The sequence below is a fragment of the Streptomyces sp. NPDC029152 genome (genome assembly GCF_055564355.1).
In genome coordinates, this window is sequence record NZ_JBVHWR010000002.1 from 38,449 (window position 1) to 56,399 (window position 17,951).

Genomic DNA, 17,951 nt, shown 5'->3' on the forward strand with positions numbered 1-17,951 from the left:
GGGCCGCGACGCTCGGTCACCCGGTGCGTCCCCGGCCGTTTCCGGGCACCCGGACGGCATGAACGACAAGCATGAGCGGCAGCAGGACGACGCGGACCGCCGGACCGTCGAGCGGCTGGTGGCGGCGTGGCTGGAGGAGACCGGGCGGCACGATCCCGTCGCGGCCCGGCGGGCCCGCGCCGGCTGGGAACGGGGAGCCCTGCCGGAGCGGGCCGCACAGGATCTGGCCACCTGGGTCACCGCGCGGATCACGGACACCGGCTTCACCGAGGACGAGGGACCGTACGTCGAAGGGCCCGTGCGTATCAGCCCGTCCGACAAGGAGACCGTGCACGGCTGGCTGCGGGCCCACGGCCACGCCGTGTGACGCGCCCGGCGGGAGCCGCCCCGGGCGTCAGTCGACCCGGGGCTGCCACTCGAACATCAGGAGGGTCGCGTCGTCCTGCAGCCGGCCCTCCTGCGAGTCCAGGATCGAGTGGACCAGGTGACGCATCGACTCCGGCGCCAGCTCCCCGCCCGCCGTGGCCCGGATGACGTAGTCGGCGAACCGTTCGAGACCCAGCAGCTTCGCCTCCCGGGTGCGGGCCTCGGTGATCCCGTCCGTGTAGACGAGCACCCGGTCCCCGGGCTCCAGGCGGATCTCGTGCCTCCGGCGCGGCCCGGAGGCGAGCAGGGACGGCATGCCCATGGGCGGGTCGGCGTCCCGCTCCATGGCGTCGATGATCAGCCGGTGGCCGCGTATGAGGAGGGGCGCCGGGTGACCGCAGTTGTACCACCGCAGCACGCCGGTGGCCAGGTCCAGCTGGGCGATGAACGCCGTGCAGAACTTGTCCGGCAGCCAGCCGGCGAGCACGTCGTCCACGGACGCCACCAGCTCGGCCAGGTCGGCACCGTTGCGCCGGGCGTTGCGGCAGGCCGCCAGCGCGACCGCGCTGGTGAGCCCGGAGGCGAGGTCGTGCCCCATCGCGTCCAGGACCGTGACGTGCAGCGTCGTCTCGGTGAGCGAATGGTCGAAGGCGTCGCCCCCGAGCTCGTAGGCGGGCTCCAGGACGGCCGTGGACACCACCTGGCCGTCGCCGATGGTGCGCGGCGGCAGGAAGGCGCGCAGCATCTCGGAGGTCAGATGCATCCGCTCGGTGCGGGTGCGCCGCACGTAGGAGTCCTCGTAGGCCCGCTTCGAGGTGATCATCATGGCCAGCAGCGAGGCGAGCGCCCTGCCCCGGGTCAGCGAGGCCGACGTGAGCGCCGACTGCCTCACGGCCAGGACGCCGAGCCGCTCCGCGCCGTCCAGCAGCGGGTACCAGGCGATGACGCCGCCCGACTCCGACTCCTCCACCCGCAGCGACTGCGTGCGGTACGCCCAGCCCGCCAGCGATCCGTCGACGGGGACCGCCGAGGCCACGTCGGTCTGCGGGACGAGGAACCGCTGCTGGAGGTCGACGAGGTAGACCACGGCGTGCTGCAGCCCGAGCGCCCTGGAGCAGCGGGCCACGGCGGTGGCCAGGTCCAGCGTCAGATGGGCCGGGTCGGCGAGGAAGTCCAGCAGCGCGTCGCTCGCCTCTGACGTCGACACCTCGTCTCCCCTCGTCGCGTGACGGCCGGGTGGGGCGTGCTGCGCAGCAGTCTGGCACCGCGCAACCCGGCGCGCGCGCCGGGCGGATCGTCCTCGGGACGCTTCGGCCGCCGCGGACCGGGCACGCGGTCCGTCGGACGACCCCGAGCGCCGAGGAGTGGTGCCCCATGACCGAGTACGAGCGTTCCCGCACCATGCCCGCACGGCCCGAGCAGGTCTTCGACCAGGCCGCGGACGTCGGCCGGCTGGACACGTGGCTCCCACGGGAGCTGCACGTGGAGGTCGAGGAACCGCCCGCCGTCACCGTCCACGAGGACAACAGCGGCCAGGACACCTCCGCGCTGCTGAGCGCCCGGCCCGAGCAGATGCGGCTCGAATGGGGCACGCGCGACCGGGGCGGCTACGCCGGCTGGCTCCAGGTCGCCGGCCTCGACACCGGGACCAGCGAGGTCACCGTCCACCTGTCGTTCTTCGACGACAGCCACGACCCGGGCGGGCGGGCGGTGGCCGACGCCCTCGACACCAGCCTGCGGCGCCTGGAGGAGCAGGTGCGGCTGCGCGGCGGCGACGCGGCCGGCTGAACCGGCGCCACGGCCGCCGCTGTCGCCCGGCGGTGACGTACGGGACGAATCCATTGCGGAGGAAAAGGGCGACCCATCGCCCCGACGGGCGGTGGCGTCCGCGTCACGTCACGACGGGCGGCCCCCCGCCCGGGCGGAAGGTCGCCCGCTGGCCGTGCCGGCAGTGCACGATCCGGTCCGCGAGCCCCTTGCGGTCGGCCTCGGCGAGGAAGGCGTCGAGCGGCGAGCGGAAGACCGTGTAGTCGTCGTAGTGCACCGGCAGGATCCGCCGGGGGTCCAGGCGCCGCGCGAGTTCCGCGCCCTGACGCCCGTCCATGGTCACCACGAAGCCGCCCGGCAGCGTGGTGCCGCCCAGGTGCAGCACCGCCAGGTCCAGGTCGGGGAAGCGGCGGGCGATCTCGTCCAGGCCGTCGAAGAGCAGCGTGTCCCCGGAGACGTACAGCCGGTGCTGCGGCGGCCCGTCGACGGGCCCGAACTCCAGCAGGCTGCCCATCACCGGCGGCAGCAGGCGTCGCAGCGCCGGGTGGCCGGCGTGGCGGCCGGGCAGCGCCGTGACGCGCGCCTGGGCGTCCCCGTGCCGCACGGTCTCCTGCTGCCAGGTGCGCAGTCCCACGGCCCGGTGGAATCCGTGCAGGCCCTGCAGCCGGCGGGAGGCGTGCGGGGTGGTGACGATCGGCAGCGACCGGGACAGCCGCCGCCGGGCCACCCGGTCCCAGTGGTCGCCGTGCAGGTGGGACAGCACCACGGCGTCCAGTTCCGGCAGGTCGCGGGGGTCGAGGGCGGGTTCGGTCAGGCGGCGGCTCGTGAGGCCGTGACCGAGGTAGGCACGCTGCCCGCGGTGGAGGAAGTTCGGATCGGTCAGCAGGCTCAGCCCGCGGTACTGGAGCAGTACGGTGGCGTTGCCGATGAAGTGGATCCGCAGACTGTCGTCGGGGGACGGGGACATCACGGTGCTCCTGTCCGAAAGCGCGTGCGGGGCCCGGCCGGCCCGGCTCCTCGTGGAAGCAGGGGGTACCCCTCTCGGGGACGTTCACCCGGGCTCCGGCGGGGCGGCGCCGGAGGCGTCCGCGGGACGGCGCCGTCATCACCGGCGCACGCGCCCCTGCCGGCCCGACACCCGCCGGCCCCATGACGACGCGTCGCCCGGCCGCCTCCTTCCGGTCCCGTCGCGTGGGGCCGGGGCGGCGCGGGCCGGAGGCGGGGACTTCCGAGCGCACGCGCGGCAGCGGCGCGCCCTCTCCGGCCGGTGGCCGGGCACGCGGCCGGCCGTCCCCGGCCTCCGGAAGCCGAAGCCGTCCCGCCGTTCCGGGCGTCGAACACGCGCGCCGAAGCGCCGGTCCGCCCCTCCGGCACCGGCGAGGACGCCACCGGCACCGGGGAGGCGCGGCCGTCCCGCTCGTGGAGAGCAACTGCGGTTCCGGACAGGCCGGTTGCGCCCGGACGGACATCGCCGGCACGCCTGGCGTCCAGGGGCCGAGCACACGTCCCCGCGGTGCCGCGGGGCCCTGGACGACCGGTTCGGTCCGAGTCGTCACCGGACCGGGGCACCGCCGGGCCGTCCGGCTGTGTCGATGCCGCGTCAGACGCCCACCCGTACGGGGCCGGTTGGCTGATCGTTTCTATCCGTCCGGGTGCCTCGCGGACCCGGAGGGGCGTACGGGCCGTCACCCGAATGGCCCCCGCGCGCTATTGGCGGCGGCCGATCCGGTGTCTCCTGGAGTGTGTCAGCGGCGTCCAGGCTGGGAGGCCGGTCATGTACGAAATGTGCGTGGGCCCGGAAAAGGCGGGCGGAGCTTTGGTGTGGCACGTGATGGCCAAGCAGGCCGCGGCCACCTTGTGCGGACAGAAGCTCCGCGAGCGTATCGAGGCATCCGACGGTGAAAGGGCACGACACTGCCCCGACTGCATGGCTTCGTTCGAGAGGCTGATGACAGCGGCACCGTGCTGACGGACCGTCCGCGACGTCGACCGCCCCGCCGCATCCCGCGGCGGGGCGGTCGGCGTGATGCCGGACGCGAGGGTGCCCCCGTGACCACTCGCACGGCGCAGTGTCACGGCGTCCGGCCGGGGAAGGCGCGGGTCGCGCCGGCCGCGCAGTCCTCCCGCGACCGGGTGTGCCGCGGCCGGGATCCCCGACTCGGCCGCGGCGCTCCCTCTCCGCCGTGCTCTCGCATCCCCGCCGTACACCGCGTCGCGGCACCGCGGAGGCCGGGCGGCCGTGATGGGTGTCGGCCACCGAGGGTTTTGGGTGCCGTCCCCGATGGAGGCCCGGGGACGCCGCGTGTGACCGTGGAACCGCGCCGCGCCCCGGGGGCTCCCCCGGGGCCGGGAACGCCACGGGGGAGCCCGGCCCCGCCGCCCGTTCGCGGGTGGTACCGGCGGCCCGGAGAACCGGGCCCGGAGCCGGAGGCCCGTCCCCCTCGCCGCCTCGTCCACGACCCCGCGGGTCCGGGAGCGGCGCCGCTTCACGCCGGTGGCCGGCGGCGTCCGGAGCAGGACGGCCGGCCGCGTCGCACACGCACACGAAGGAGAACGCGCATTACTCACCGTCGAACGAAGCCCTTCCGACCCTCCACGCGACCCGGGGCGGTGGCCCGTGGGACACGCTGACACCCTGCTCGCCATGGGCGGCGCCTTCCTGGCCGCCGCGTTCCTCGCCCGCCTCGGCGGCAGGATCGGACTTCCGACGATCCCCCTGTTCATGCTGGCCGGCATCCTGCTCGGCCCCCACACACCCGGCTTCGTCCTGGTCGAGGACGCGCACGACTTCGAGATGCTCTCCGCCCTCGGACTGGTGCTGCTGCTCTTCTACCTGGGGCTGGAGTTCCACCTCGACGACCTCAAGAGCGGCGGCAGACGACTGCTGACCGCGGGCGGCGTCTACCTTCTGCTCAACGTCGGCGCCGGCCTCGGCTTCGGCTTCGCGCTGGGCTGGGGAGTGCGGGAGGCGCTGGTGCTCGCCGGCGTCCTCGGCATCTCCTCCTCCGCGATCGTCACCAAGATCCTCATCGACCTGGGCCGCATCGGGCGTCCGGAGACCCGCCTCATCCTCGGCGTCATCGTGGTGGAGGACATCTTCCTGGCGCTGTACCTGGCCGCGCTCCAGCCGATCGTCGCGGGCGCCCACGGGGTCGCGGACATGGCGCTGCAGGCCGGCAAGGCGTTCGGGTTCCTGCTGGTGCTCGCCGTCGCGGCCCGCTGGGGCACCCGGCTCGTGGGACGCCTGATCGCGACCCGCGACGACGAACTGCTCGTCATCAGCTTCCTCGGCGCCGCCGTCCTCGTCGCCGGCGTCTCCGAACTCCTCGGCGTCGCCGACGCCATCGGCGCCTTCATGGTCGGCCTGATCCTCGCCGGAACCCCCTCGGGGCCACGGATCCGGGAACTGGTGCACCCGTTGCGCGACGCCTTCGCGGCGATCTTCTTCTTCGCCTTCGGACTGGCCATCGACCCCGGCGACCTCGCCTCCGTCGCCGGACCGGTCGCCGCGGCGGCGGCACTGACCCTCGTCATGAACGTCGTCGCCGGACTGTGCGTGGCCCGCGTGTACCGCTACGGCTCCGAACCGGCGGCGGAGATCGCCACCACCCTGGTGGCGCGCGGGGAGTTCGCGCTGATCCTGGCCGCCATGGCCGCCGGCGCCGGACTCGACGGACGGCTCGCCCCCTTCATCGCCGGCTACGTCCTCGTCCTCGCCGTCCTCGGCCCCGTCGTCGCGGGACGGGCGTACGTGCTCGCCGGCGCCCTGCGGGCCGGGCGGCGACTGCTGCCGGGCGGCCGTGCCCCCGAGCGGCCGGCGCGGGACCGGCCGGGGGAGGACGCGGCGGCCGACGCCGCCGCGCCGGTGCCGGCCCGCGCGGACGCCGAACGGTAGGGACCGGGCGGAACCGGCGGCGCGGTGCCGGCCCGTCGGGAGCCGCCGTCGGGGGCGACCACGACGATGCCGCCGTCGGGACGGGAACGGGCCGGCGGATCTCCGCGCCCGGCGGCACTCCTGACGGTTCGTCGCCCGCGCCCGGGCCGCACCGCCCCCGGACCGCCCGTGCCCCAGTGGGACAATCTGCCCGCAGGGGCGGTGCCGTGGGCGTGGCCGTCCGGGAGCGGAAGGAGCCGTGAGCATGATCGAGTGGGTGCCCCTGGGCAGCGGTGCCAGACCCGTCCCCCGGCCCGTCGCGGCTCCGCTGGTGTGGGCGGGGGCCTTCGCCGGCGCGCTCGTCCTGGTGGCGCTCCTCAACGGCACCGTGGGCTCCGGCCGTCCGGGACTCGCGCTGGCCGTGCTCTCCCTCCTGGCGGCCCTGCTCGGGCTGTGCGCCAGGTTCACCGCCGCGCCGGGAACGGCCCTTCTGTGCTGGCTCTCCCTCAACGGCTTCGCCATCCCGCCCGCCGGCACCCTCACCTGGGCCGGACGCCGGGACACGGCCTGGCTGGCGTGCCTCCTCGGCGCGGCCCTCGTCGGCACGGCACTGGCCCGGCTGGTCCACGCCCGCGCCGCCTACCGCCGGCTGACGACGGCATCCGGACCCGGGACGACGGCAGCCGGCGACCTGTGACACGGCGGTCCCGGAGCCGCTCCGGGGCCGGCCACGCCGTCTGATCAGGTCCATGCCGATACGGCGGTGCCGTATCCGGAGTGTCCCCTCCGCCCCGGTTGGCTTCCCGCGGACGGGGCACTCAGTGCTGAGTCCTGACCGGGCTCTCTGAGTGGAGGCGTGCGTGGCGGTTCGGCATCGGTTGATCAAGACGACTCCGCAGGCGGTGTGGGACGTCCTCGCGGACGGCACCCGGTACGCGGACTGGGTCGTGGGCACGTCGTCCTCCGCCCCCAAGCGGGGACGGTGGCCGCAGGTCGGCGCCGCGATCTCCTACGAGGTGGGCCTCGGGCCGGTCCGCCTGCGCAACGAGACGGTCGTCAGACGCTGCGAGGAGGGGTCCGTGCTGGAACTCGAGGCGATCGCCGGCCCGCTCGGCACGGCGCGGATCGCCATCGAGCTCCGGCCCTGGGGCGAGCAGTGCCTGGTGATCGTGGACGAGCATCCGCTGCGGGGCACCGGCGGAATGCTGCACAACATGGGCGTCGAAGCGCTGATCCAGCTGAGGCACCGGGCCATGCTGGCCCGGCTGGCCAGGCTGTGCGAGGACGGAGCCGGTGAGCGGAGCCGGCCGGACCCGGCCCCGGCGCCCGAACAGGGAGCCGGCCATGCCTGACGCCGTCGTGATCGGCGCCGGTCCCAACGGACTGGTCGCGGCGAACCTCCTCGCGGACGCCGGCTGGAGCGTGGAGGTCCTGGAGGAGCAGCCCGAGCCGGGCGGGGCCGTGCGCCACGACGGCGAGGTCGCCCCCGGCTTCGTGAACGACCTGTTCAGCTCCTTCTACCCGCTCGCCGCGGCCTCCCCGGTGCTGGCCGGCCTGCGGCTGGAGGAGCACGGACTGCGCTGGGCCCACGCGCCCCACGTGGTCGCCCACCCCCTGACCGACGGCACGTGCGCGGTCCTCGACCGCGACGTCGGCACCACCGCCGCCTCCCTCGACGCCTTCGCGCCCGGGGACGGCGCCGCCTGGCACCGCCTGCACGACGTCTGGGAACGCTACCGGGCCGACATCCTGGACGCCTTGTTCACCCCCTTCCCGCCGGTCAGGGCCGCCGCCCGGCTGGCCCTGCGTCTGCGTGGCGCGGGCGGACTGCGGCTGGCCCGCACCCTGGTGCTGCCGGTGCGCCGTCTGGGCGAGGAGGAGTTCCGCGGCGAGGGCGGCAGACTGCTCCTGGCGGGCAACGCCCTGCACGCGGACCTCGCGCCCGAGGCGGCGGGCAGCGGCGGCTTCGGCTGGCTGATGACGATGCTCGGCCAGACCTACGGCTTCCCGGTGCCGGCCGGCGGCTCCGGCGCGCTCACCGAGGCCCTCGTCCGCCGGCTGCGCTCCCGCGGAGGCGCCCTGCGCTGCGGGCAGCGCGTCGACCACGTCGTCGTCCGCGACCGGCGCGCGGTGGGCGTGCGCACGGCCGGGGGAGAGACGGTCGCGGCCCGGCGGGCCGTCCTCGCGGACGTGTCCGTGCCCGCCCTGTACGGGTCACTCGTCGACCCGGGGGACCTGCCCGGCCAGGTCCTCGCCGACCTCGAGCGCTTCCAGTGGGACTTCGCCACCTTCAAGGTGGACTGGGCGCTGGACGGCCCCGTGCCCTGGCGGTGCGCCCGGGCGGCCGGCGCCGGCACCGTGCACCTGGCCGACGGCATCGACGAACTGACCCGGTTCGCCGCCCAGATCGCCATGCGCCAGGTCCCCGACCGTCCCTTCGCCCTGTTCGGCCAGATGACGACCACCGACCCGTCCCGCTCACCGGAGGGCACCGAGTCCGCCTGGGCGTACACCCACGTCCCGCAGGACATCCGGGGCGACGCGGGCGACGAGGGCATCGGCGGCAGCTGGGACGCCAAGGAGCAGGAGCTCATGGCCGACCGGGTCGAGCGCCAGGTGGAGCGCTTCGCCCCCGGTTTCCGCTCCCTGATCCGGGCCCGCCGCGTCCTGGCCCCGCCCACCCTCCAGTCGATGGACGCCAACCTCCACGGCGGCGCCATCAACGGCGGCACCACCGCCATGCACCAGCAGCTCTTCTTCCGGCCCGTGCCCGGCACCGGGCGGCCGGAGACACCGGTGGCCGGTCTCTACCTCGCCTCCGCGGGAGCCCACCCGGGAGGCGGTGTGCACGGGGCGCCCGGCGCCAACGCCGCACGGGCCGCGCTGCGCCGGCACCGGCTCGCCGGCCCCACCCGGATCCAGCGCCTCCTGACCCGCCGCGACCGGGTCGGTGACAAGCGATGACCGCCCTCGGGCCACGCGGAGGCCCACCGGTGACGGGCAGTCCGCTGCGCGACCGCACCGTCGTGGTGACCGGTGCCGCGCGCGGACTGGGCGCCGCACTGGCCGCGGAGTGCGCCCGCCGGGGGGCCCGGCTCGCGCTGCTCGGTCACGAGAGGGCCCGGCTGGAGGCCGTGGCGGCGGCCCTGCCGGCCCCGGCGCTCGCCCTGGAGGTGGACGTCACCGACGCCGCCGCGCTGGACGCCGCGGCGCACGAGGTGCGCGGGCGCCTCGGGCCGCCGTCGGTCGTGGTGGCGAACGCCGGCATCGCGGAGGGCGGGCCGTTCGCCGGGTCCGACCCGGCCGAATGGCGCCGTGTCGTCGACGTGAACCTGACGGGCAGCGCGCAGACCGCGCGCGCCTTCCTGCCGGACCTGTTCCGGACCTCCGGCTACTCCCTCCAGATCGCCTCGACCGCGTCGCTCGGCGCCGCCCCCATGATGAGCGCCTACTGCGCCTCCAAGGCGGGCGTGGAGGCCTTCACCCACGCCCTGCGCGCCGAGGTGGCGCACCACGGGGTCGCCGTGGGCATCGCCTACCTCAACTGGATCGACACCGACATGATCCGAGACGCCGACCGGTACGCCGTCCTGCGCGAGCTGCGCGCCCACATGCCCGCCCCGGCCCGCCGGACCTACCCGGCCGACTTCGTCGCCGCCCGCCTGGTGCGCGCCGTGGAACGCCGCCGCACGTCCGTGTACGTGCCCGGATGGCTGCGCCTGGCGCAGCTGGCGCGTCCCGCCCTGCCCGCCGCGGTCATGCGGGTGTCCCGCCGCGACCTGCCCGGGCTGGAGGCCGCGGGCGACATGGGCGCCACCGGCCCGCTCGGCACGGGCGGGCGGGCCGACCGCGAGGCGCGGGGACCCCGGGCGTAGCGCCGTACGCGGCGCACGCGCCGGGCGGGCCCGCGGGAACCGCCGAGGCGGCCGGCGGGACTCGCCGGCAAAACCGACGAGGAGAGGAGCCGGATGCGCGTCAGTACGGCCGGCGACGGCGGACGAGGGCCCTGGAGCCCGCCGCCCCCGGCGGATCCGGCCGGCCGCCCGTGGCGCGACGACCTCGCCCACGCCGAACGACGCCGGGACCCGCGCCGACGCGGCGCGGGCCCCGGCCGACCGGAGGAGGCTCCGTGCAGACCTTCCTGCCCCACCCCGGCTTCCGGGAGTCGGCGCTCGTCCTGGACCGCCGCCGGCTGGGCAAGCAGCGGGTCGAGGCGCTCCAGGTGCTGCGCGGCCTCACCGTCCCCGGCTACGGCTGGCGCCGGCACCCCGCGGTGCGCATGTGGATCGGCTACGAGGAGGCGCTCGTCCGCTACGGCCTGGAGATCTGCCGGGTCTGGCGCGACCGGGGGCACCAGGACGGCTGCGCCGCCCAGCTCGTCGCCCAGCTCGCCGCCGCCCGCCCCGGCGCCCCCGTGCGCGACCAGCCGGAACTCGCGGAGGCCGGGGAACTGCCGCCCTGGCTCGGGGACGACGCCTTCCACCTCAGCCACCGGTCGGCGCTGGTGCGCAAGGACCCGGACGCGTACGCCGGACTGTTCCCCGGCGTCCCGGACGACCTGCCCTACGTGTGGCCGGCCTCGGACCGCGAGCCGGAGGGGACGGGAACGTGACGACGGGGCCCGCGGCCGTCAGGACGCCTGGCGGCCGCCGGCGAGTTCCTTCATGTCGACGGTCTGGTCGGCCGGCGGCTGCTCCGGCCGCACCGGCTCGTTGTAGTCGCTGAACGTCATGCTGCCCGGGTTTGCGCCGCCCTCGGTCGTGGTGCGCAGGATGTACGGGTCGTCCTCCGTGGCCACGTACAGGTCCAGCTGCTCGCCCTTCGCGGTCTTCTTCGTCAGCTGCAGCGCGTCCTCGCCGTCCACCTCCGTCGTGGAGCCGCGCCGCAGGCCCTTGCGCTCGGACTTGTCCTCGTCCATCGCGGCGACGAAGCCCTGCTTGTCGCAGACGCCGGCCAGGGACGCGTCGTCGGCCGGCATCTTCACCCACTTGCCCTGCAGCTCGGGCACCACCCGCTCGGCCGCGTCGGGCTGTTGCCGCAGCGCGGTCCGCCAGTACTGCTCGTCACCGCGCAGGTAGAGCGTCGCGTCGGTGTGCCGGATCTCGGCCTTGCCCTTGCCGGTGTCGATGGTGCCCTGACAGTTCTTCTCCTGGTCGACGGCGACGTCGATGGCGAGGGTGCTGCCGTCGGGCAGGCGCGTGTCCCCCTTCATGCGCACGGACTCGGCCTGACGGGTGGCTTCGACCGCCTTCGCGGCGACGGCGTCGGCGCTCTGCCCCTCGAAGGGCTTGTCGTCGTCACCGGAGCCGTCGCCGCAGCCGGCGAGCAGGGCGAGCGAGACGCTCGCGGTCGCCACGGCGGTCGCCACTTTTCTGGTGCGCACTGTCGGTCCCTTCTCGAAACACCAATTGCCTTGTGATTCCGGCGTGTTGGCGCCGGAGCGTTCCGAATACCCCGGTTCCCGCGTCCCTCACGCGATGAGGGATCCGTGCTTCCCGTGTGAAGGAGCCCCTCGGTGAATTGGTCCCCGACAGCGGCCGGGAAGTGGACCTCTCGACGGGCCGCCGCGCTTTCTACCGTCGTGGTCATGAACGCCACCACCACGCGCGGGGCCCTGCTCGCCGCGCTCGCCTGTGTCCTCGTCGGAGGGTCCTTCACCGCCAACAGCCTGCTCGGCGGCTATCCGTACGCGGGCGGCCAGTTCCTGCGCTACGCACTGGCCTTCCTGCTCCTCGTCCCGCTCGCCGGCCGGGGGGCGGCGGCCCGGCTGCGCGCGCTCGGGGCCGGCCGGTGGCTCCGGCTGGCCCTGCTGGCGGCCGTCGGCATGGTCGGCTTCAACCTGGCCGTGCTCGCCGCCGAACGCACCGCCGAACCGGCGGTCCCCGGTGTCCTCGTGGGCTGCGCGCCCGTCCTCGTCGCCGTCCTCGTCCCCCTCCTGGACGGACGCCGGCCGCAGCGCGCCGTGCTGTACGGGGCGTCGTTCGTGGCCCTCGGGGCGTTCACCGTCCAGGGCTGGGGGCGCACCGACGCGGCGGGCATCGCCTTCTCCGTGTGCGCCCTGGCCGGAGAGGTCGGGTTCGCGGTCCTCGCCGTGCCCGTCCTGCGCCCTCTGGGGCCGCGGCTGCTGTCCACGGTGGTGTGCGGGATCGCCGCCGTCGAGTCGGCGCTCGCCGGCGTGCTCCTCGACGGCGCGGGGTGGCTGCGGCGGCCGGACGCGGTGGAGGCCGGTGCGCTGCTGTGGCAGGCCGTGGTGGTCACCGTGGTCGGGTTCGTGTGCTGGTACATGGGCATGCAGCGCATCGGGGCCGAGCGCGCCACGCTGTTCTCCGGCCTGATCCCGGTCGCCGCCGTCGCCACGGCGCCGCTCGTCGGCACGGGGACCTACGGTGCCGCCCAGGCGGTGGGCAGTGCCCTGGTGTTCGCCGGGGTGGCCGCGGGGTCGGGAGCCCTGGCCCGGTGCGGCCGCCGCGGCCGCACCGGGACCGGTCACCGGTTCGCCGAGCGCTCCTTGGAGAAGGTGTAGAGGTCGGCGGACGTGCTGATCAGCTCCCGCTGTTCGCTCCGGGAACCCACCATGGGCTGCGAGCCGTGCAGCGGCACCTGGGCGCTCTCCGGCAGGAACTTGACCGTCACCAGACCGATGGCGCCGGCCAGCATCAGGTAGTAGGCCGGCATCAGGTCGTCGCCGGTGATGCTCACCAGCGCCTCGGTGACCAGCGGCGTGGTGCCGCCGAAGGCGGCGACGGCGAAGTTGAAGCCGATGCCCATGGCCGCGTAGCGCACGGCGGTCGGGAACAGGGCGGGCAGCGTGGCCGCGCTCGGGGCGGCGAAGCAGGCCAGCAGCGTGGACAGGATCAGGACCCCGAGGACGGGCGCCACGGTGCCGTCCGACTTCAGCAGCAGGAACGCCGGTACCGCGAGGACGATCATGGCCGCCGCGCCGACGGCGTAGAGCGGGCGACGGCCGACACGGTCGCTGAGCCGGCCGAGGAAGGTGATCAGGACGACGATCCACAGCATGCCGATCAGCACCAGCACGTCGGCGAAGCCGCTGGAGCGGTCCAGGGTCTCGGTCTGGTACGTCGGCAGGTAGCCGGTGACCATGTAGTTGGTGACGTTGTAGAGCAGCACGATGCCCATGCACAGGACCAGCGGACGCCAGTGCTCCTTGACGATGGTCTTGAACTCGGTGCCCGCCGACTCCTGGGCGAGGCTCTTCTCGTGCTCGTCGAGCTGCTGCTGGAAGGCGGGGGACTCCTCCAGCTTGAGCCGCATGTACAGGCCGATGACGCCGAGCGGACCGGCGATCAGGAACGGCAGCCGCCAGCCCCAGGAGAGCATCTGGGCGTCGGTCAGCCACAGGTTCAGGCCGGTGACCAGGGCCGAGCCGAGGGCGTAGCCGACGAAGGTGCCGAAGTCGAGCCAGCTGGACAGGAAGCCGCGCCGCCGGTCGGGCGAGTACTCGGCGACGAAGGTGGTGGCCCCGCCGTACTCACCGCCGGTGGAGAAGCCCTGGACCATCCGGGCGAGCAGCAGCAGGATCGGCGCGGCGATGCCGATGGTGGCGAAGCTGGGGATCAGGCCGATGCAGAAGGTGCCGGCCGCCATCATGATCATGGTGGTGGCCAGCACCTTCTGCCGGCCGATGCGGTCCCCGAGGGGGCCGAAGACCAGGCCGCCGAGGGGGCGCACCACGAACGCGGCGGCGAAGGTGGCGAACGACGAGATGACCTGGGCGGCCGGGGAGGCGCCGGGGAAGAACACCTTGCCGATGGTGGCCGCCAGGTAGCTGTAGACACCGAAGTCGAACCACTCCATGCAGTTGCCCAGCGCCGAGGCCCCGACCGCGCGTTTGAGCAGGGGCTTCTCGACGACCTGGACGTCCTCCTCGCGGAAGGCCCGCTTGTTGCGGCGGAGCCGGTGGGCCAGCTCCTCCCGTACCTGCCGCGGCAGGGCCGCGACCGTGCTCGGCATCTTGACCCGGCCGAGGGGGCCGGACCGGCCGTCAGGCTTCGCGTCCGTCACGCTGCTGCCTTTCTGTTGCTTCACCACGTTTCGCCTGAGCGAATTCTGCGCCGCGACGATCGTCCGACGCATGTCAGGGCTGCTGCCCGTGTTCGCGCGGGTCACACCGGCTGTCGGACGGATCCGGGCCGCCCGGGGCCGTGGAGGCGCCCGTGCCGTTTTGCGGATTCGAACTTCTGGGCGAACGTGCGCGCGCCCCGGCGGTCGGCCGCCGGGGCGCGCGAGGGGGTGCGGGGCCGCTCAGGGCTGTGCGGGCATGGCCCAGCAGTGGGAACCGGCCGGCTCGCCGTCCAGCCGGTCGGTGAGCCAGGAGATGGCGGCGCCCTGGTCGGCGAGCAGTGGGGCGGCGTGGTCGAGCAGACCGCTGCCGACGCCGGGCAGCAGAACCGGCGCGTAGGTGACCTGGCCGCCCCTGCGGCACCAGTCGACGGCCAGCTGACGGGCCTGTCCGTGCGGTACGAGGCCGTCGCCGACGCCCGTCGCCACGCGCACCGGTCCGCTCGGCCTGGAGGTGCCGATGCGCTGCTCGTCGAGGAACGCCCGGAGCGCGGGTTCGGCCCGGACGATGTCGCCGAGCGACTGCCCGGTCTTCGTCCAGGCCGTGCTCTCGTCGCCGCCGTAGGAGAAGAGGGCGTCGCCGATGCACATGGTCGACAGGTCCTCCAGCGCCTTCTCGCCCGCGGCGTTCACGTACCGCTCGGCGATGGGCCGCAGGGACGGCTCGGACTGGAGGAAGCCGTTGAGCGACCAGCCCAGGGCGCCCGCGAGGTCGCTGCCGTCGATCGCCTCCATCACCTTGGCCAGGTCCGCGGGCGGGGCACCCGCGTAGGTGCCGGCCAGTTCCACGTCCGGGGCGTAGGACGGCTGGAGTTCGGCCGCGGCGGCCGTGGCCCCGCCGCCCTGGCTGTAGCCGAACAGTCCCACCCGCGACGCGGCGGTGACCGACGCCGAGTCCAGGGCGCGTACGGCACGCACGGCGTCCAGCACCGCATGGGCCTCGTCGACGCGGTTGACGTACGTGTGCAGCCGGTCGGTGGCGCCGAGGCCCGCGTAGTCGGTGACGACGACCGCGACGCCGCGCGCCAGCAGCCGGTAGACCGACAGGTCCTCGTACCCGATCGAGACCGTCTCGGTGCCCAGCCGCAACGGGTGTTCGAGGCCCATCGACGCGGCGCACTGGTCGCCCTGGCCCATGGTGCCGGGGGCGACCACGACCAGCGGGCGCGGCCCGCCGCCGTGCCGGCGGGCCGTCGGCTCGATGTAGGCGCCGGTCACGGCGACCGGCTCGCCGTTCGAGTCCGTGGACTTGTACATCAGCCGGGTCGCCCGTCCCGGCAGGGGGCCGCCCAGGCCGGGCAGGCTCAGCGCGAGGCGCAGCGGCTCGCTGCGGACCAGGGCGCCGTCGGCGTCGGGCAGCGTGGCGGGCGGGGTGTAGAACGCGGGTATCTCGACGCCGCGGGACACCACCGGGGCGGGACCGTCCGCCGCGGCCGCCGGTACGGCCTGGGCGCCGAGCGCGAGCACCGCGGCGACGGCCGCGGCGAGCATGCGTGGACGTGCGGGCATGGCGAACTCCTGGGGAAGGGCCGGACCGGTTGTCCGCCGGTCCGGGCGGGTGAGAAGCCGTCTGTCGCGCTGCTGCTGTGGGTGTCGGGACCGTAACCGGCCGAGGGTTACCGCGGGTAGCATGCGAGAGGTTACGGTTCAGTAACTTGACAAGCTGTCTTACAGCGGCCACCCGGCGAGCGCTGCCGCACCGGCCGGCGGTCCGTCACCACGTCCACGAGGCGACGGACCGTGACCCACCCCTTCCACCGGCCGGTTCCCTGCGCGGCCCCCGTGCCGCTACCGCCTGCTGCGCACCAGCAGGTACAGGAAGTACGGCGTTCCGATGACCGCGGTCATGAGCCCGGCGCCGAGCTGGGCCGGGGCGATCACCGTGCGGCCCAGCAGGTCGGCCGTGCAGACGAGCGCGGCGCCCAGCAGCATCGCCACCGGGACGACCCGCACGTGTCGCCGGCCCACCAGGGCGCGCGCCGCGTGCGGAGCCACCAGGCCCACGAAGCCGATGGTCCCCGCGCAGGCCACGGCGGTCGCGCTGAGCAGCACGCTCAGCACCAGGAACCCGAGGCGGCCCGGGCCCAGCGACAGGCCGAGCAGACGGGGCGTGTCCTCGTCCAGGGAGATCAGGTCCAGCTCCGTGCGCCGGGCCACCGCCACCACCGTGCCCACGGCCAGCACCAGGGCGACCGGCAGCACGTCCGGCAGGGTGCGCCCGTAGGTGGAACCCGACAGCCAGGTCAGCGCCTTGGTGGCGTTGAACGGGTCGGTGAGCACGATCAGCAGGCTGATCAGCGCCGTCGTCGCGGCGGCGACACCGATGCCGACGAGGACCAGCCGGTTCTGCCGGAAACCGCCCCGCGCGGCGAGCCCGAAGACGACGACCGCGGCGACGCCGGCCCCCGCGAACGCGGCTCCGGCGACCTCCCAGCCGCCGGCGACGGGCGCGGTCGTCACGAGGAGCACGGCGCCCAGCGCGGCCCCGCCGGAGACGCCCAGGACGCTCGGTTCGGCCAGCGGATTGCGGGTGACGGCCTGTACCAGCGTGCCGGACAGGGCGAGGGCCGCACCGGCGCCCAGCGCGGCGAGCACCCGTGGCACCCGGGTGTCCAGGACGAAGGAAACGGTGCGCCCGGCCTTCCCCTGGGCCCAGTTGACGACGTCACCGAGCAGCAGCTTGCTGTCGCCCACCAGGACGGCGGCGACGAGCAGGCCGAGCAGGACGGCCACGAGGACGGCCACCGTCGCGAGGAACGCCGCCCGGCTCGGGATGCGCAGCCGGTCCGGTGCCCCGGCCCCCGCGGTGTCCCGCAGCCGCAGTGCCGTCACGACCAGGAACACGGCGCCGACCAGGCTGGTGACGACGCCCGTGGGCACGGCGACCGACAGGTCGTCCGGTACCAGGGCCCGCAGCAGCACGTCCGACCCGAGCACCAGGGCCGCGCCGCCGAGCGCGGCCACGGGCAGGGTCGCGCGGGAACGGGCGAAGCCGCGGTACCGGCGGGCGAGCGGGCGCACCAGGGCGGGTGCGGCCAGGCCGACGAAGCCGATGGGGCCGGCCAGCGTGACCGCCGCCGCCGACAGCAGCGCCGCCAGGACGACGACCGTGACGCGCGTGGCCCGCACCGGGACGCCCACGCCGCGTGCCGCGTCGTCGCCGAGGGCGAGCGCGTCGACCCGGCGGGCGGTCAGCATCAGGCCCGCGAGGCCGGCCGCGGCGACCGGCAGCATCTGCAGGACGCCGTCGAACCCGTTCTGCGCGATGCTTCCCTGGTTCCACTGGTACAGGCCCTCGGTCTGTTCCGGGAACAGGAGCAGCAGTCCCTCGGTCACGGAGTTCAGGCCCAGCATCAGCGCGGTGCCGGCCAGGACGAGCCGGACGGTGCCCGTGCCGAGGCCGGACAGGCCGAGCACGACGGCCGCCGCCGCCAGGCCGCCCACGAAGGCGACACCGGAGGAGGCGATCATGGGGAGCGAGACGCCGGTGGCGCCGACCAGCCCGAGGGCCAGGTACGAACCGGCGTTCACCGCGAGGGTGTCGGGCGAGGCGAGGACGTTGCGGCTGACCGCCTGGAGCACGGCGCCGGCCGCGCCGAGCACGGCGCCGACCAGGAGACCGGCGGTCATGCGCGGCAGCCGGGACGCGACGACGACGGACGCGTCGTCGGGGTCGGCCCGCCCGGTCAGGGCCTTGAACACCTCGGCCGGTCCGACGGCGGCGGTGCCCTGGGTGATGTCCACGACCGCGAGGACGGCGACCAGGAGGACGAGCCCGGCCGTCACCGCGGCCGCGCCCGGCCGGGACGTGGGAGCCGTCGACGGACGGGCGGCGGGCTTCGTTGCGGTGACGGCCATGACC

The 17,951-nt window shown here is 75.0% G+C and carries 15 protein-coding genes; 9 read left to right on the forward strand and 6 right to left on the reverse strand.

The window, feature by feature from the left end:
• Nucleotides 1-58: 58 nt before the first annotated feature.
• Nucleotides 59-367, forward strand: a complete 309-nt coding sequence (locus tag ACZ4V6_RS04030) for a hypothetical protein (protein WP_467822303.1) — start codon at nucleotides 59-61, stop codon at nucleotides 365-367.
• 27 nt (nucleotides 368-394) lie between these two features.
• On the opposite strand, the gene ACZ4V6_RS04035 is transcribed toward ACZ4V6_RS04030, so the two are convergent.
• Nucleotides 395-1,573 carry a PP2C family protein-serine/threonine phosphatase gene (locus tag ACZ4V6_RS04035; RefSeq protein ID WP_467822305.1) on the reverse strand — a complete coding sequence of 393 codons (1,179 nt, stop codon included), beginning with the start codon at nucleotides 1,571-1,573 and terminating at the stop codon, nucleotides 395-397.
• 167 nt (nucleotides 1,574-1,740) lie between these two features.
• Here ACZ4V6_RS04035 and ACZ4V6_RS04040 point away from each other — a divergent pair, with 167 nt between their 5' ends.
• Nucleotides 1,741-2,154, forward strand: coding sequence for an SRPBCC family protein (locus ACZ4V6_RS04040; RefSeq protein WP_467822307.1), 414 nt, complete (start codon nucleotides 1,741-1,743; stop codon nucleotides 2,152-2,154).
• Between the two features lie 103 nt (nucleotides 2,155-2,257).
• Here ACZ4V6_RS04040 and ACZ4V6_RS04045 read toward each other — a convergent pair whose 3' ends face one another.
• On the reverse strand, nucleotides 2,258-3,100 hold the full coding sequence (locus ACZ4V6_RS04045; RefSeq protein WP_467822308.1) for an MBL fold metallo-hydrolase: 843 nt from the start codon (nucleotides 3,098-3,100) through the stop codon (nucleotides 2,258-2,260).
• A gap of 1,650 nt (nucleotides 3,101-4,750) precedes the next feature.
• Between ACZ4V6_RS04045 and ACZ4V6_RS04050 the strand changes: the two genes are divergently transcribed.
• The 6 genes from ACZ4V6_RS04050 to ACZ4V6_RS04075 all read left to right on the forward strand — a co-directional run bounded on the left by ACZ4V6_RS04050 (nucleotide 4,751) and on the right by ACZ4V6_RS04075 (nucleotide 10,619).
• Nucleotides 4,751-6,028 carry a cation:proton antiporter gene (locus ACZ4V6_RS04050; protein WP_467822309.1) on the forward strand — a complete coding sequence of 426 codons (1,278 nt, stop codon included), beginning with the start codon at nucleotides 4,751-4,753 and terminating at the stop codon, nucleotides 6,026-6,028.
• 244 nt (nucleotides 6,029-6,272) lie between these two features.
• Nucleotides 6,273-6,704, forward strand: a complete 432-nt coding sequence (locus tag ACZ4V6_RS04055; RefSeq protein ID WP_467823112.1) for a hypothetical protein — start codon at nucleotides 6,273-6,275, stop codon at nucleotides 6,702-6,704.
• Nucleotides 6,705-6,867: 163 nt separating this feature from the next.
• Nucleotides 6,868-7,359 carry an SRPBCC family protein gene (locus tag ACZ4V6_RS04060; RefSeq protein WP_467822311.1) on the forward strand — a complete coding sequence of 164 codons (492 nt, stop codon included), beginning with the start codon at nucleotides 6,868-6,870 and terminating at the stop codon, nucleotides 7,357-7,359.
• Complete coding sequence (locus ACZ4V6_RS04065) at nucleotides 7,352-8,971, forward strand: phytoene desaturase family protein (protein WP_467822313.1); 1,620 nt, start codon at nucleotides 7,352-7,354, stop codon at nucleotides 8,969-8,971. The genes ACZ4V6_RS04060 and ACZ4V6_RS04065 overlap by 8 nt, the downstream gene beginning before the upstream one ends.
• A gap of 29 nt (nucleotides 8,972-9,000) precedes the next feature.
• Nucleotides 9,001-9,882, forward strand: coding sequence for an SDR family oxidoreductase (locus ACZ4V6_RS04070; RefSeq protein ID WP_467822314.1), 882 nt, complete (start codon nucleotides 9,001-9,003; stop codon nucleotides 9,880-9,882).
• Between the two features lie 254 nt (nucleotides 9,883-10,136).
• A complete protein-coding gene (locus ACZ4V6_RS04075; RefSeq protein WP_467822315.1) occupies nucleotides 10,137-10,619 on the forward strand; it encodes an MSMEG_6728 family protein in 483 nt (160 codons plus the stop codon).
• Between the two features lie 18 nt (nucleotides 10,620-10,637).
• On the opposite strand, the gene ACZ4V6_RS04080 is transcribed toward ACZ4V6_RS04075, so the two are convergent.
• Nucleotides 10,638-11,390 carry a hypothetical protein gene (locus ACZ4V6_RS04080; RefSeq protein WP_467822317.1) on the reverse strand — a complete coding sequence of 251 codons (753 nt, stop codon included), beginning with the start codon at nucleotides 11,388-11,390 and terminating at the stop codon, nucleotides 10,638-10,640.
• Nucleotides 11,391-11,594: 204 nt separating this feature from the next.
• On the opposite strand from ACZ4V6_RS04080, the gene ACZ4V6_RS04085 reads away from it, so the two are divergent.
• Entirely contained in the window at nucleotides 11,595-12,530 is a 936-nt protein-coding gene (locus tag ACZ4V6_RS04085) for an EamA family transporter (protein WP_467822318.1), read from the forward strand.
• Here the strand turns inward: ACZ4V6_RS04085 and ACZ4V6_RS04090 are convergent.
• The 3 genes from ACZ4V6_RS04090 to ACZ4V6_RS04100 all read right to left on the reverse strand — a co-directional run bounded on the left by ACZ4V6_RS04090 (nucleotide 12,494) and on the right by ACZ4V6_RS04100 (nucleotide 17,947).
• Nucleotides 12,494-13,981 carry an MFS transporter gene (locus ACZ4V6_RS04090; RefSeq protein WP_467823115.1) on the reverse strand — a complete coding sequence of 496 codons (1,488 nt, stop codon included), beginning with the start codon at nucleotides 13,979-13,981 and terminating at the stop codon, nucleotides 12,494-12,496. The two genes, ACZ4V6_RS04085 and ACZ4V6_RS04090, sit on opposite strands and share 37 nt — an antisense overlap.
• 291 nt (nucleotides 13,982-14,272) lie before the next feature.
• Nucleotides 14,273-15,598 carry a lipase family protein gene (locus ACZ4V6_RS04095; RefSeq protein ID WP_467822319.1) on the reverse strand — a complete coding sequence of 442 codons (1,326 nt, stop codon included), beginning with the start codon at nucleotides 15,596-15,598 and terminating at the stop codon, nucleotides 14,273-14,275.
• 279 nt (nucleotides 15,599-15,877) lie between these two features.
• Nucleotides 15,878-17,947, reverse strand: coding sequence for an iron ABC transporter permease (locus ACZ4V6_RS04100; protein ID WP_467822321.1), 2,070 nt, complete (start codon nucleotides 17,945-17,947; stop codon nucleotides 15,878-15,880).
• Between the last annotated feature and the right edge of the window lie 4 nt (nucleotides 17,948-17,951).